We start from the raw sequence: 13,967 nt of genomic DNA, 5'->3' as shown, positions 1-13,967 counted from the left end.
CACGGGACCGCACGAGACCGCTCGAAGTCCGCCGCTCGTTGCCGGCGATCACGGCAGGCGGCTGGCGAGCCTTGAGGCACCCGAGGACCGGTTTACCACTAGCGCGTAGTGCATTTACACGGCCTGGGCAGTCTGCTAGATTACGTACAGGCCGCTTTTACTGCCGATGCCACCCGGCAGAGCCTACCCGACCAATTATTTTCGTCGAGTCGACTTACGTGGACCGGGCCTTGTGGTCTCGACACCCAGCATAAGGTGGCGGCTGTTCAGATGTACCGTAAAGCAACTCCAGCGCAGCCAACTGTGTCGAAGTACGAGCTTAATCTAACTGCAAACGGAGGAGTGTCTATGGATATCAAAAAACTGCAATTGAATCTCAAGAAGCTGGCCATCGGTGCGACCGTGGTGGTTTCTTCAATGAATCTGGGTGCATCCACTTAAGTCGATTTGCGTATTGCGAAAAGCCCGCTGCCAATAATGGTCGCGGGCTTTTTTACGTGTCGTCGGGAAAGGAAAATCCGTGCGCACGTTAAGCGCATCGGAAATTCATCTCGTGATGATGTCAATCAATCGCTTGCAAGCGGCGTTCCGCTGGAGAGACGTTTGACGCTTGGAAGGTCGAAACAGAAAGCGACGAAGCACAGCAGGCTAAACGCCTTGTATCCATTGACTTTTGAGCCGTAGTCCAAGTGATCCACTGAACCATGCAAGATCCCGTGGCGATTAGGGCCATTGGATTTTCCGGCTTTCGTCGCTTCGTCGATGGTTGCGAGTAACGGGGTATGCAGCAAAAATGCTGAAAGGAAGGCGCCGGTGAGATCATCGCCGGACTGTTCAATCAAATCCTTAACGGACGTTTGGAAGCGTTTCGTTTTTGAAAAAAAATAGGTCTTGCTCAAATGCTGAGCGCAAATTCCATCGACCTGTGTAAGCATCAATGGGATGCTGGCGATATAATTTTCTGCGCGGTGTAGGTCGAAAGCCACACAGAGGATGTCTGCTCGTTCTGGATAGAGCGCCAAGATTCGTGCTGCCAGTTCGTCCCTCGCATCGTCCAAATAGCCGATCATGCGGTTGTCTAGCGCCTGCCTGCCCTCAACGGCCCATGCCCAAGACTCAAATGGCGCTACATTGGCGATATACCAGCCTTGCATAGCGGCTTGCTCCCATGCTTTCCTGGGAACTCCCTGCAACGCTCTGAAAAACCGCTCTATACCATCGACGAAGCCGGGATGATCGACTAACCACTGTGCAACCTTTCGGTTCAGATCATCGATAAAAAGTACTGCGGCACCCGCTAGCCATGCGAGCTGCTTAAGTGTCTCCCGCCAAGTTTCCGGTGCTGCTGCGGCTACGGACTGGATGCTATTTTCCGGCGCTTCAGGCTGCGGTGAGTTGGTTGGTTGCGACATTGGCAGGTTTCTCCACGAGGTCAGGCGGATCTGCATTATTTCAGTTACTACCAACCGTTCACCGGCTCCATCCGGAGACCCTAGCGTTGAGGGAGCTGCGGGGCGCTTTTGAACCGCGTGGGGACGTGCTGAACGCCCACAACGGATCGGTAACGGCCCGTCCTCAAAAGTGCGGGCGTAGGTCTCGGCGTAGGTTTGCGCGCTAAGCCTTGTCAAATAAGGCGCAGGTACTGCTGCATCATCGGGTTTTTGCAACCTGCTCAGCTATGAGTGGTTTTAGGTGTGGCCGTTAGCGTCCAGGCGCCGTTTTTCCGCTTCACCACCAGTTTAGGCGTCCGTCGCGGAAGTAACGAGATGGTCGAGACCTGCTTGCAGCAGCATCCACGACTCAATTTTATCGTGCCACATCCGCAGAAGATCTAGCGGCCGACGTCGATAGTGTTTCTCGGCCAACGCGGACGGTTTGTGTCCTTGGATCTGCGCGACGACGCCAACAGGGACTTCAACCCATTCCGAAAGCGTACCGAATGACCGTCGCAGTCCGTGCAATGTGAGGTGAGGCAGATCGGCGGCCTCGAGTGCACCGTTGTGGGCCTTTCTGGGCTCGGCGATCTTTCCGTCCTCCGATCTGTTGCTGGTGAACACCCATTCAGAGGGCGACCAAGATTTTCCCTTTTCGGTGAGGCTGGCCAACTGCCGTCTGTTCGGCGGCATCTCGTTCATCTGCTTGAGATGCATCAGGAGGCTCGCGAGATATGGCGTAAGTGGGATAGTGCGGCCGCCGGTTCCCTCAATCTTGTCGTTCATGGTCAGACTGCGCCAGCGGAAGTCCACGTCCTTCCAGCGCAATGCGGCGAGTTCTTCGCGGCGAGCCCCAGTAAGTAGGAGCCCCTGCAAGTATGCGCTGATAACCGGATTGTCTATTTGACGTACGGCGCTGAACCACGCAAGCAGCTGTTCTCTCTGGAGGCAATCGCTTTTTGCCTTGGTGCGTGGCACTGCTGCGCGCACGGCACGAGCGGTGTACGCATTTGGAGCAATAGATCCTGAGTATTCCGGCATGTCATCGCACCACCGAATGAATGCACGCAGTTTGCGATAACTCTGCTCAGCGTTCGTTGGCCGCTTTTCTGCTTCGGCCGCAAGCCAGGTAGCCACTCGCTCGGCGTTGAGATCTGTCAGCTTCAGCGGCATTAGCGTCGCCAGCGGCCCAGGAATCGTCGTCCCACGTCCACGCTTCCAAGGTAGGCCGCCCGCTTGTGCGAGCTTCTCGTGATCGTAGTAGTGTCGATCACTCCATTTGTTGCGGTGTGCGTCCAGATAGGCGGACCATGCTTCCGATACAGTCGCGTTTTGCCTGAGAGATTCGAGTTTGCGGGCTTCATGCTGAGCGCGCTGTTCTGCTCTTTCTTCGCGAGGATCAATGCCACGATCCATCAGCGCTTTAAGTCGGGCCGCCTCCTGTCTCGCACCGAGGCGTTCGATGGTTTTTCCGGTTGCGGCTTCGGTCGTGGCGTGTCGCTCCAGCAGCCACGCGTTCGGCGAGCCGATGGTGATGCGAACGGTCTTGCCAAACAAGCGGCCCTCAAATACATAGGACTTCACGCCCGAAGCCGTCACGCGAAGACCGAGTCCTTGCTGCTTCTTGTCCCAGTAGATCGTCTGTTGTCGTCCAGGTACGCACCCGTAACCCGCCACACGTTCGGTCGTGAAATTTTCCTTGATCACCTGTAGTCCCCGTTTGTAGTGGTCTAATGAATCCGGACACTGATTTAGGCGAAAATGTTCGCCATGAAGAGGTGTCTGATGAGCAAGCAACGACGTACGTTTTCCCCGGAGTTCAAACGGCAAGCCGCCTGCCTAGTGCTCGACCAGGGCTATAGCCATATGGAGGCGAGTCGCTCAGTCGGCGTCGGCGAGACGGTACGTAAGCGATCAATGATCGACGCCCTGTTCCTGGGAAGCTAGAGCGGCGACGCTTATGTCCACTTGAACGAGGAAGTGGACGCAATGACAGAGCACGGCAACGATCTGAAGTCACGCCTGGTGACAGGCTTCGAACGCGACGGGCGGCGCCGGCGTTTTGATCCGCAGGCCAAGCGGGAATTGGTTCAGGCATGCATGCAACCTGGAGTGTCAGTTGCGAGGATGGCGCTGGACCACGCAGTGAACGCGAACCTGCTACGCAAGTGGATCAGAGACTACGAGCGCGAGCGCAACGGAGCTGCAGCAAGCAAGGCGATCGAGAGCCAAGCTCCGGCATTCGTGCCCGTGGTTCAGATCGGCGAGATCGAGGCATCAGTCACTGACGTTCGAGGGCGACCGACTCGCATGGGGATTGCGCAATCGCGAGAGTCCATGTCGCCGCCGTCCCAGCTTGTCGCGCAGCTACCTAACGGTGTGACGCTCAAGCTCGGCTGCAACGAGCATGATGTCGCGCTGATGTCGACGATGATCGAGACGCTGGTGCGCTGCCATGTTCCGGCTCGACAGTGAGCTGAAGGTCTACGTGCATCGCGACGCGGTCGACTTCCGCAAGAACATCACCGGCTTGGCGGCGTTGGTCGAGCAAGCGCTGGGGCTCGCCCCGTTCGCCCGAGCAGTGTACGTGTTCCGCAACAAGCGCGCTGATCGCATCAAGCTGCTGCTATGGGAGCGCAACGGGTTCTGGCTCTTGATGAAGCGGCTGGAAGCCGATCGTTTCGTATGGCCACGCGAGGCCGCGGACGTTCTCGAACTGAGCGTCGAGCAGTTGCACTGGCTACTTGACGGCATCGATCTGGCCGCCATGCGCAAGCATCCAGCGCGGCATTATGCGCGCGTCAACTAGGACAGGCGCATGGTTGCACGAGCGCAACATACCGATCGGGATCGGCGCGGCGACGTAAACCCATGGCCCGTCGAAACCCGCTATGGTTACGGGATGACTCGCGCCCCACAACCCGCATCGATTACCGCGGAAGAACTCGCCGCGCTCATTGCCGAGCGCGACGCGATGCTTGCTGAGCGCGATGCGCTGCGCGGCGAACTGCGCGTGACGAAGGTCGAACGCGACTTGCTCAAGAAGCAGTTGAAGGCCTATGAGCGACGGCTGTTCGGCGCCAAGAGCGAAGCCCGCAGTGCCGATCAACGGGACTTGTTCTTGAACGAGGCCGAAGCGCTGGCGCCGACGGCGGCAACGCTTCCGGCACAAGAGGAAGACGAAGCCCAAACGCAGGTAGCCGGCCACGCGCGTAAAAAGCCCGGGCGCAAACCGCTCGATCCGGCTTTGCCGCGCGAAGTCATTCGCTATGAACTGCCGGAATCGGAGCGCATGTGCCCTCACGACGGCTCGGTACTCGTTGAGATCGGCGTGGAGGTGAGCGAATAGCTCGACATCATCCCGCAACAGGTGCGGGTGATCCGCCACGAACGTGTGAAGTACGCCTGCCCGCGCTGCGACGAGAGCCTGAAGGTGACGCCGGCACGCTCGCGCGTCATCCCGAAGGGCTTGTTTACGGAAGCGGCGCTGGCGTGGTTCGTCGTCTCCAAATACATGGACGGTCTACCGCTGTATCGAATTGCTGCGTTGCTCAAGCGCTTCGGAGGCGACATCTCGCGCAATACGCTGGCCGCGAGCTTAGTGCGAGTAGGCGAAGCCGTGCAGCCGGTGATCAACCTGATGCGAGATCACCTGCTCGATAGCCACATCGTGTTCGCGGACGAGACGACGGTACAGGTACTGAAGGAGCCAGGAAGAGTGCCACAGACGAAGAGCTACATGTGGGTGCAGATGAACGGCAGCGGGCCACCGGTGCGACTGTTCGGCTACGCGCCGGGGCGCGGCAAACAACACGGCAGCGATCTGTGGGCCGGCATTCGCCGTGGCGCCGTATTTATGACGGACGGCTACGAACCGTACAATGCGATCGCCGATGCCAACGGTCTCGTCCACCTTGGCTGTTGGGTGCATGCTCGCAGGTACTTTGTAGAAGCGCAGAAGGTCCTGCCGAAGAAGGCTCAAGGTGCGCATCAGCCATCGACGCAGTTCATCACGCTGATCGGCAAGCTGTATGCAGCAGAATCGCACGCAGATCAGAAGCCGCATCGTCGGGCTCGCCTTCGCCGGCGCTATAGCCGTGCGGTGCTTGCACAAATCAGGGCGCTGCTCGATGAGCACCTGGCGACGACGGCCCCCAGCGGCTTGCTAGGCAAGGCCCTGAACTACCTCGCCGGACAATGGCCGAAGCTGAACCGCTACGTCGAGAACGCGGCGTGGCCAATCGACAATAACCCCTGCGAGAACGCGATTCGCCCATTCGTAGTGGGACGCCGTGCGTGGCTGTTCGCGGATACGACCGGCGGTGCGAAAGCAAGCGCCAATCTCTATTCGCTCGTCGAGACGTGCAAGGCCAACGGCGTCGACGCCTACCGCTACCTGACCGAGTTGTTCAAAGCGCTGCCTTACGCGCGAAGCGCCGACGATGACGAGGCGCTGTTGCCGTGGATGCTCGGCCAGCGCACGGACACCACGGCGGCCTAATTCGCGTCAACGCGCAAGGGCGTGGTCAATCGACCGCTTACCATTTAACACCTCCAATATGGAGATGTTGCAACGACCGATTGAATCCGCCCAATATGCAAGCCGGACCTACCGGAAACTGGCTGCCGACTTCAAGCTAAATATCTCGATGAGCCGACGCGCGAATGCGTGGGACAACGCCCCGATGGAGAGCTTCTTCAAGACGCTGAAAGTCGAAAGAATCTATCAGCTTCACTACGAAACACGTGCCCAGGCTCGCTTGGACATCGTCGACTGGATCGAAGGCTATTACAATCGGCAACGCCTGCACACCTCAATCGACTTCCAGACCCCTGTCGACTACGAGGCCGGATTGATCGCCGCATGACTTGCTGTACGTGGAAACGAGACAGGGTCATGCGCAGGGTGTCGAGCAGCGACGTGCCCGCAAACCGCGATTCACCGTCGTACGTGAGCAGCCCGAGCGACGCGCAGGTCCGCAGGAACCGGAACGTGGCCGACGGATCGGTGCCTTCTGCGGCGGCGATCTCGGCCGCCGTCGCGGGAGCGTCGGCGACGTGGTCGGCAAGCGAATAGGTGGCGGCGGCATGGACTATCTGGGTGATCCAATAGCCCGTGATCATCTGCATCATGCGATCGGTGTCGGCCAGCTGGGGCGTCGTGGCGGTCATGGTTGTCCTGAATCGGTTGGGAGTGCAGGGTATCTGTCTGATGAAATATTGGGAGTCCGAAATGATGACGGCACGACGGCGGCCGAAGCGATTCGGTTCGCCCGATCCTGCTTGCGACATCCGGAAACACCGGTTCCCGCCAGCAGAACAACCGGGCGCGCGAACTTATTCCATCGGCCATTCGCGCGGCCGGCCCGCATCCCGGGCTGTGTGTCGAGTCGGACGGCGCACGATGGCTCGGCGCATTTGCCAAACGATCACTTGGAAAAATCATGTGCGGCGCGGCCCGCGCATCGGCTGAGCCATCGCGCCGGACGCCACCGATCACATGCATCGTGCGCATGCGCGCATTCGGAATTATCGATTCGTCATGCGTCGACGCCGCTTTAGTATGGCTGGGTCGTTTCGATGCAAAGCATGTCGTGCTGGCGGCGCGGTGTGGATGCGAGCCGTCGGCGGAACCTGATCCAGATCGGAGACAGATGGGATGCAAACGGAAATCGGCAAGGCCGGCCGCCAGGCGCCGGCACGCGTCAATAGTTGGGACGAGTGGGCGCCGCTGCGGCGGATCATGGTGGGGCGCGCGCGCGGAACGATGGTGCAGGCGCCGGAGCCGGCCGTCTCGCGCGACTGGCCCGAGCACGGTTTCCCGCACGGCAGTTTCGGGCCGATGCCCGACGATTTCGTGGCCGCGGCGGATGCGCAGCTCGATCATCTCGCCAAGCTGCTGACCGACCGCGGCGTGGTGGTGGACCGCCCGCCCGAATTCGATTTCTCGCAGGCCGTGGCCACGCCCGACTGGACACAGCAGTCGATGTTCGGCTGCATGCCGCCGCGCGACGTGCTGATCGTGGTGGGCAACGAGATCCTCGAGGCCACCATGTCGCAGCGCAGCCGCTGGTTCGAGTATCTGTGCTACCGGCCGCTGCTGCTCGATTACTACCGCGACGATGCCGCGATGCGCTGGGAGGCGGCGCCCAAGCCGCGGCTGACCGAGGCGTCCTACGATGCCGATTTCCACACGGGCTATCCGGCGCTGCCCGATAACGAAAAGATCGATCGCGTGCGCGCCAACCGGCTGCTGCTGACCGAGGCCGAGCCGCTGTTCGATGCTGCCGATATCGTGCGCTTCGGCAAGGATCTGTTCGTGCAGTTGTCGATGGTGACGAACCAGCTCGGCTACCGCTGGCTGCGCGATCATTTCCCCGAGCATCGCGTGCATGCGGTGACCTTCGACAACTTCTACCCGCAGCACATCGACGCGACGCTCGTGCCGTTGCGGCCCGGGCTGGCCCTGCATTGCGGCGAGCGTGCGGCCGACCCGGACATGGTCGAATACTTCCGCCTCAACGACTGGCAGATCGTGTCGGCCGCGAAGCCGGCGCGCACGCGCGAGACGCTGCCGCAGCTCTGCTTCTGCTCGCAATGGCTGTCGATGAACCTGCTGAGCCTGGACGAGCGCACCGTGTTCGTCGAGGCGAGCGAGTTCGCCCAGCAGGAACAACTCGACCGGCTCGGCTTCGAGGTGATCCCCGTGCCGTTCTGGGATGTCGCCCCGTTCGGCGGCGGGCTGCATTGCTCGACCGTCGATATCGAGCGCGCCGGCACGATGCACGATTATTTCCCGCACCGGTATCGCCGCTTCTAACCCGGCTTCAGGGCTGAACCATGAATGCATTCGACGACGCGCGCTGGCGTCCCGACGCGCTCGATGCGCTGGTCGATGCCGTGCTGGCGAAGTCGAACCGCGATTTCCACGGCTTCGGCATCATCGTGGCCGACGACGCGGCCCGCCTGCCGGTGTTCCAGTTGCCGGCGGTACGCCACCGCGCGCGCGGCGAGCCCGGGCCCGACGACGAGCTGCTCGACGACCGGCTCGCGCGCTACGCCTGCGCATCCACGTCGCTGCACGACGGCTTCCATGTGCTGTCGCCCGATCTGCATCTGCGGATCGCCTCGTGCTACGTGGCCGCGCCGGTGCCCCCGCGCGAGTGGGAGCCGCCCTGCATGCGCGGCATGGAGGACCGGATCGGCAGCCGCTGGATCACGGGGCTGTTCGCCTCGCTGCTGCCCGGCGTGGTCTGCGTGCTGGTGGTGAACAGCCAGCGCGTGGGCAGCCGCTTCGTTGGCGGCGAATGGGCCGGCCATGCGTAGCGCGCGGCTCTACAGCGTCGAGCAATATCGGCACGCGGCCCGGCGCCATCTGCCGCGCTTCGTCTTCGATTACCTCGAAGGTGGCGCCGGCGGCGAGGCGGGCCTGCGCCACAACCTGCAACGCCCGGGCGAGATCCGCCTGCATCCGCGCCGGCTCGTGAACGTGTCGAACGTGACGACGCAGGCGGCCCTGTTTGGCCGCACCTACGCGGCGCCGATCGGCATCGCGCCGGTGGGCATGAGCGGCTGTTTCCGGCGCGGCGGCGATCTGCACCTGGCGACGGCCGCGGCGCGGGCCAATGTGCCGTTCGTGATGTCGATGGCGTCAAACAGCACGGTGGAGGAGGCCGTCGCGATCGGGGGGCCGGTGCGCACTTGGTTCCAGCTCTATGTGATGGAGGCGGCGCTGTCGGACGCGCTGCTGGCGGACCTGCGCGCGGCCGGATGCGAGACGCTGGTGGTGACCGTCGACGTGCCTGTGAGCGGCAAGCGCGAGCGCGACCTGCGCAACGGTTTTGCGTTGCCGTTCCGGCTGCGGCCCGCGCACTGCGTCGACGTGCTGCGCACGCCGCGCTACTGGCGGCACGGCAGCCGGCTCGCGGACCTGCGTCTGCGCAACATCGAGCGCGTGCTCGACGTGCGCGATCCGCTCGCGCAAGCGAGCCTGCTGCGCCGCCAGATGGACATGACATTCGACGCGGCGGCCTTGCGCCGGATTCGTGCAGCGTGGCCGGGCCGGCTGATCGTGAAGGGCATCCTGCGTGCGTCCGATGCACTGGCTTGCGTGTCGGCGGGCGCTGACGCCATCGTCGTGTCGAATCATGGCGGGCGGCAGATCGACAGTTGCGTCTCGCCGTTCGACGTGCTGGCCGAGGTGGCTGACGCGGTGCGCGTGCCGGTGCTCGTCGATAGCGGCATCCGCTGCGGCGAGGATGTGCTCAAGGCGCTGGCGATGGGGGCGAGCCTGGTGCTGGTCGGCCGGCCCGCGATCTACGGGCTTGCCGTGGATGGCGCCGACGGCAGCGAGGCGGTGCTGCGGCTGCTCGCCGACGAATTGCGGCTGGCCATGGCGCTGTGCGGATGCCGGTCGGTCGCGGCGATCGATCGTGACCTGTTGTATCCGGAGCGGCTGGCGCGGCGATCGTGCGAGTGGGGCTGAGCCGCGCCGCGTGGCGCGTGGGCAAGGCCGCCCGGGCCGAGGCCGGCGGGCGCGACAGAACGGAGGAAAGTGTGGACACGACGGACCTGAAGGTCGATCTGAGAATCGGGCAGATGGAGGACCAGCGGTTCCCGTCGCGCCGCTGGGGCGACGCGTGCCGGCGCCTGTTCGCGCAGGACGGCGACGCGTCGTTCCAGTACGCGCCCGAGGCCGGCTTGCCGGCGCTGCGCGAGGCGCTGTCGGCGTTCCTTGCGGCGCGCAACGGCCGCCCGGTGCCGGTGGCGGAATTGCTCGTGATCGGCGGCGCCTCGCACGCGATCGACCTGATGCTGAAGTTGATCCTGCCGGCCCGCGCGACCATCGCCGTCGAGGATCCGAGCTATTTCCTCGCGCTGCGCATGTTCGCGGACTGGGATGTCGAGCTGTTGCCGATTCCGATGCAGGAAGACGGCCTAGATGTCGAGCGGCTCGAACAACTGCTGCGCCACGGCCGCGTGGACATGCTCTACAGCATTCCCGTCAACCACAATCCGACCGGCATTTCGCTATCGGCGCAAAAACGCGAGGCGCTGCGCGCGTTGTCGGCGCGCCATGGCGTCTGGATGCTGTTCGACGAGGTCTATCAATTCGTCGGCGAGCCGATGCCCGAGTGCATGTACCGCCATGGCGACGAGCGGATCGTCTCGGTCGGCTCGTTTTCGAAGATCCTCGCGCCCGGCGTGCGGCTCGGCTGGATGCATGCATCGGCCGCGGTGGTCGAGCGGCTGGCCGGCTCGGGCGAGCTGCTCAGCGCCGGCGGCGTCTCGCCGATCACCGCACGCGTGGTGGCCGATCTGCTCGCGCGTGGCGAGCAGCAGGCCATCCTCGACGAACTGAACGCAATCGGCACGACACGCCGCCTCGCGCTGTCTCAGGCGCTGCGCGAGACGCTGCCCGCGCGCGTGCGCTTTCGCGAGCCGAGCGGTGGGTATTTCGCCTGGCTCGACTGCCCGGCCTCGCTCGACATGGGCGAGCTGCGGCGCCGCGCGCTGGCCGCCGGCATCGCGTTCCATACCGGCGACGTGTTCTCGTGCCGCAGCGCGCACGGCAACGGCATCCGGCTGGCTTTCACCTATTACCCCGAAGACGTCCTGCTCGCGGCGGGCAGGCGGCTCGGCGATCTGATCGGACACACCCTTGGCTGAGAGGCATCGATGCGAGAACCCCGAACGCTGTTCCTGAACGCCTGCTCGTCGCTCGGCAACCGTGCGAAGCCGGCCGCCGACGTGTTGCAGAGCCGCTTGCTGGCGCTGATCGGCACGTCCAATGTCAACGCGATTCCCGCCGCGCATCTCGCGCTGGCGCAGCGGATCCTGCTGGCGCGCGAGGCGCTCGCGGACGGCACGCCCGGCGAGGCCGACGCCGATGCCGTGCGCGACTGGCAGCGCCAGCTCGTGAGCGACCACCTGCGCATGCGGGCCGCGCATTTCGGCGCCGACCAGGTCGCGCCGCTGCCCGACGCGGCGGCACTGGCCGCCGAAGGCCGTGACGTGTTCGTGATCGTGAAGTTCATGGATGAGGAGCCGCATATCGAGGCCACGCTGCTGTCGCTGCTGAATCAGGATTTCGACCTGTCGCGTGTGGTGATCCTGATGGTCGACAACAACTCGTCGGACCGCTCGCCGGCGCTGGTGCAGCAGTTGATCGCGGGCAACGCCACCGCGGCGCGTGTCTATTACCTCAACCAGCCGACGCCGGGCGGCGGCAGCGCCGCGCGCTACGGCACCGACCGCGCAATGGCCACGGTGCTGGCAATGAGCGAATCGGACGGCGACTGGTCGCGCTTGCAGCGCGCCACGATCGGCGTGTCGGACGGCGACACCGTCTATCACGGGGGTGTGCTGCGCGAGATCGATTCGATCCTTGCCCGGCACCCGTGCGTCGATGGCGTGATGCCGTTCCTGATCTACAAGCTGACGGCTGCGCTGCGTTTCTTCCGTCGTTATACGGCGATCGATGCCGATTTCACGATTCCCGCCGACGCCGCCGTGCACGACGTGAGGTTCTCGCTGGCCACGATCGACGCCTACGGGCATCTGTCGCGCGCCGAGCGCCGGCGCCTCGCCACCGCCGCGGGCGGGCGCGCCGTCTGGCTGCGCGATCCGCAGGGCCATCTCGCGAAATGTTTCCCGGACGGGCAGATGCTGCTTCAGCAGTTGCCCGTGTCCGGCGAGGATCGCGCCGTCGTCTATCTCGAGAACGGTTATATCGAGCGCGACGAGAAGTGGAAATGGCATGCGCTGATCGGCCATGACCTGTTCCTGCGGCGCCTGTTTACCGATCTCGGCTTTCTCGAGGAGGCCGTGTTGCCCGACACCAGCGACGCGCTAAAGACGTTTCGCTGCTGGAGCTTCGCGATCGGCGGCCAGCATCAGCTGTCGAGCCCGTCGCTGAAGATCGTCACCGGCACCGACTATCAGTCGGGCCGCGTGCTGCAGGCCGTGGGCTGCCGCGTGGTGCTCGGCGACGCGCGTTATTACGCCGAGACCGAAACCGATCGCCTGGCCAAGATGGTCCGCAACTTCCGCCTCACACGCCATATCTTCTACGGCGACGTGCGGGCCGATTCGATCGCGCGAGCGAGCGGCCTCTACCTGCACATGACGCGGATCCAGGATCAGGTCGAGCGCGAGATCCGCGGCTACCCCGACAGCTTCTACGAACAGGTCGCGTTTCCCGAGCGCGTGGCGTTCCCGCTGCGCTGGCTGCTCAAGAACACGCTGATCATGCTGGCGCTCGCGGATGCGCCGGCACGCCGGCTGCTCGAGACGCGCGTGCTGGACCGCCTGCTCGGCGAGCCGGGGGCGCTGGCCGCGTTGGGCGCCGAGCTCGGCCTCGACCTGACCGGGCCGCTCGCGGCCATGGACCACGAGGCGCGCGACACGGCGGCCGAGCGACTGGCCGAACGGATCATCGTGGCGCGCCACGCGCCGATCATGCGCTTCTACCGGCAGGTGCTCGCCGACTGGTTCGACGCCGCCGGGCTCGATCCGGTAGCTCAGGCCTGGCTGCTCGACGGCATCGAGGATTGCCGTTGCGCGCTGGCGCGGCACAGTGAGCCGATCGACCCGGCCCAGGCCTGGGCCGGCTCGGAATTCGTGATCGACGAGGCGCGCGGCCAGGTCACCGACCTGCGGCCGGCCGCGGGAGCGGGAGGCGAGCGATGACCACCGTGCGAAGCATGACGCTGTATGACGGCGAGGCGCCGTTCGCGCGGCCCGACGATCGGGCCCGCGAGGTGACACTCGACATCTATCTGCCCGACGCCGGCGCCGTGCGCGACAGCCATGCGCTGATCGCGCTGCCGGGCGGCGCCTATACGTTCCTCTCGCCGAAGTCGGGGCGCGACTACGGGCGCTGGTTCTCCGAGCGCGGGCTGACCGTGTTCGCGCCGGCCTTCCGGCTCGGCTCCGAGGGTTACGACTTCCGCGCCATGTGCACCGACGCCCTGCGCACGATGGCGCTCGCGCGCGAGCTGGCGCAGGAGCTCGGCTACCGGGCCGATCGCGTCGGGTATGTCGGTACCTCTGCCGGTGCGCATCTGGCCGCCGTGCTGGCCACAGGCGCGGGCCGTGCGCTGCTCGCCGAGCATGGTGTGGATCGTCATGTCGAGCTCGACGCGGCGCCCGAATTCTGCGTGCTCTGCTACGGCGTGCTGAGCCTGATGGCGCCGCTCGGCCACGACGAGACGCGGCGCAACTTCCTCGGCTCGTATCACGACGACCCTGCCTGGCGCCGGGCTTTCAGCCCGGTCGAGGCGATCGGCGCGGCCACCCCGCGGAGCTTCGTCTGGCACACCGCCGAGGACACCGAGGTGCCGCCCGCCAATTCGCTGCGTTATGTCGAGCGGCTGATCGGGGCGGGCCGGCCGGTGGAGTTCCATCTGTATCAGAAAGGCGTGCACGCGCTGGGGCTCGCGCGCGAGCAAGGGCTGCACTGGGCCGAGGATTGCGCCCGGTGGATCATGAACCGCGAGGACGGCGCCGCCGCGTGACCGGCCAGGAGTGACC

10 protein-coding genes and 4 pseudogenes are annotated in these 13,967 nt (G+C 64.2%); 11 read left to right on the top strand and 3 right to left on the bottom strand.

Annotated elements, in window-relative coordinates:
- Positions 1-566: 566 nt before the first annotated feature.
- Together BG90_RS34430 and BG90_RS00470 are read right to left on the bottom strand one after the other, a co-directional pair.
- The gene (locus BG90_RS34430) at positions 567-1,466 is read right to left on the bottom strand and encodes a hypothetical protein (RefSeq protein ID WP_144411686.1); all 900 of its coding nucleotides are present in this window, start codon (positions 1,464-1,466) and stop codon (positions 567-569) included.
- Between the two features lie 273 nt (positions 1,467-1,739).
- Complete coding sequence (locus BG90_RS00470) at positions 1,740-3,140, bottom strand: tyrosine-type recombinase/integrase (RefSeq protein WP_038802199.1); 1,401 nt, start codon at positions 3,138-3,140, stop codon at positions 1,740-1,742.
- Between the two features lie 78 nt (positions 3,141-3,218).
- On the opposite strand from BG90_RS00470, the pseudogene BG90_RS34425 reads away from it, so the two are divergent.
- The 5 genes and pseudogenes from BG90_RS34425 to BG90_RS00445 all read left to right on the top strand — a co-directional run.
- Positions 3,219-3,347, top strand: a pseudogene (locus BG90_RS34425) (transposase); the annotation flags it as partial.
- A gap of 75 nt (positions 3,348-3,422) precedes the next feature.
- Complete coding sequence (gene tnpA / locus BG90_RS00460) at positions 3,423-3,908, top strand: IS66-like element accessory protein TnpA (RefSeq protein ID WP_010112057.1); 486 nt, start codon at positions 3,423-3,425, stop codon at positions 3,906-3,908.
- On the top strand, positions 3,889-4,242 hold the full coding sequence (gene tnpB / locus BG90_RS00455; protein WP_010112058.1) for an IS66 family insertion sequence element accessory protein TnpB: 354 nt from the start codon (positions 3,889-3,891) through the stop codon (positions 4,240-4,242). The genes tnpA and tnpB overlap by 20 nt, the downstream gene beginning before the upstream one ends.
- A 93-nt stretch (positions 4,243-4,335) precedes the next feature.
- Positions 4,336-5,934, top strand: a pseudogene (gene tnpC / locus BG90_RS00450) (IS66 family transposase).
- Positions 5,935-6,022: 88 nt separating this feature from the next.
- A pseudogene (locus BG90_RS00445) lies at positions 6,023-6,301 on the top strand (IS3 family transposase); the annotation flags it as partial.
- A 109-nt stretch (positions 6,302-6,410) separates the two neighbouring features.
- On the opposite strand, the pseudogene BG90_RS37980 reads toward BG90_RS00445, so the two are convergent.
- A pseudogene (locus BG90_RS37980) lies at positions 6,411-6,557 on the bottom strand (methyltransferase family protein); the annotation flags it as partial.
- 535 nt (positions 6,558-7,092) lie between these two features.
- Between BG90_RS37980 and BG90_RS00440 the strand changes: the two are divergent.
- The 6 genes from BG90_RS00440 to BG90_RS00415 are packed head-to-tail and all read left to right on the top strand — an operon-like array spanning position 7,093 to position 13,951.
- Positions 7,093-8,253 (top strand): serine/threonine protein kinase, encoded by a 1,161-nt coding sequence (locus tag BG90_RS00440; RefSeq protein ID WP_010111068.1) that lies wholly within the window; start codon positions 7,093-7,095, stop codon positions 8,251-8,253.
- A 20-nt stretch (positions 8,254-8,273) separates the two neighbouring features.
- Positions 8,274-8,759: a hypothetical protein gene (locus tag BG90_RS00435; protein WP_010111067.1), complete on the top strand. Its 486-nt coding sequence runs from the start codon at positions 8,274-8,276 to the stop codon at positions 8,757-8,759.
- Entirely contained in the window at positions 8,752-9,918 is a 1,167-nt protein-coding gene (locus BG90_RS00430) for an alpha-hydroxy acid oxidase (protein ID WP_010111066.1), read from the top strand. The genes BG90_RS00435 and BG90_RS00430 overlap by 8 nt, the downstream gene beginning before the upstream one ends.
- Positions 9,909-11,102: an aminotransferase-like domain-containing protein gene (locus BG90_RS00425; protein ID WP_010122461.1), complete on the top strand. Its 1,194-nt coding sequence runs from the start codon at positions 9,909-9,911 to the stop codon at positions 11,100-11,102. Before BG90_RS00430 ends, BG90_RS00425 begins: the two co-directional genes overlap by 10 nt.
- Positions 11,103-11,111: 9 nt before the next feature.
- A complete protein-coding gene (locus BG90_RS00420; protein WP_010122463.1) occupies positions 11,112-13,124 on the top strand; it encodes a glycosyltransferase family 2 protein in 2,013 nt (670 codons plus the stop codon).
- Positions 13,121-13,951, top strand: a complete 831-nt coding sequence (locus BG90_RS00415; protein WP_232239028.1) for an alpha/beta hydrolase — start codon at positions 13,121-13,123, stop codon at positions 13,949-13,951. The genes BG90_RS00420 and BG90_RS00415 overlap by 4 nt, the downstream gene beginning before the upstream one ends.
- Positions 13,952-13,967: the final 16 nt, after the last annotated feature.

Source organism: Burkholderia oklahomensis C6786 (assembly GCF_000959365.1).
Classification (GTDB): Bacteria; Pseudomonadota; Gammaproteobacteria; order Burkholderiales; family Burkholderiaceae; genus Burkholderia; species Burkholderia oklahomensis.
This window is presented reverse-complemented; position numbering and strand designations above follow the sequence as displayed.

Coding starts and splice junctions, on each gene's coding strand:
- tnpA (WP_010112057.1), top strand. CDS start 3,423: ATGACAGAGCACGGCAACGATCTGAAGTCACGCCTGGTGACAGGCTTC.
- tnpB (WP_010112058.1), top strand. CDS start 3,889: ATGTTCCGGCTCGACAGTGAGCTGAAGGTCTACGTGCATCGCGACGCG.
- BG90_RS00440 (WP_010111068.1), top strand. CDS start 7,093: ATGCAAACGGAAATCGGCAAGGCCGGCCGCCAGGCGCCGGCACGCGTC.
- BG90_RS00435 (WP_010111067.1), top strand. CDS start 8,274: ATGAATGCATTCGACGACGCGCGCTGGCGTCCCGACGCGCTCGATGCG.
- BG90_RS00430 (WP_010111066.1), top strand. CDS start 8,752: ATGCGTAGCGCGCGGCTCTACAGCGTCGAGCAATATCGGCACGCGGCC.
- BG90_RS00420 (WP_010122463.1), top strand. CDS start 11,112: ATGCGAGAACCCCGAACGCTGTTCCTGAACGCCTGCTCGTCGCTCGGC.
- BG90_RS00415 (WP_232239028.1), top strand. CDS start 13,121: ATGACCACCGTGCGAAGCATGACGCTGTATGACGGCGAGGCGCCGTTC.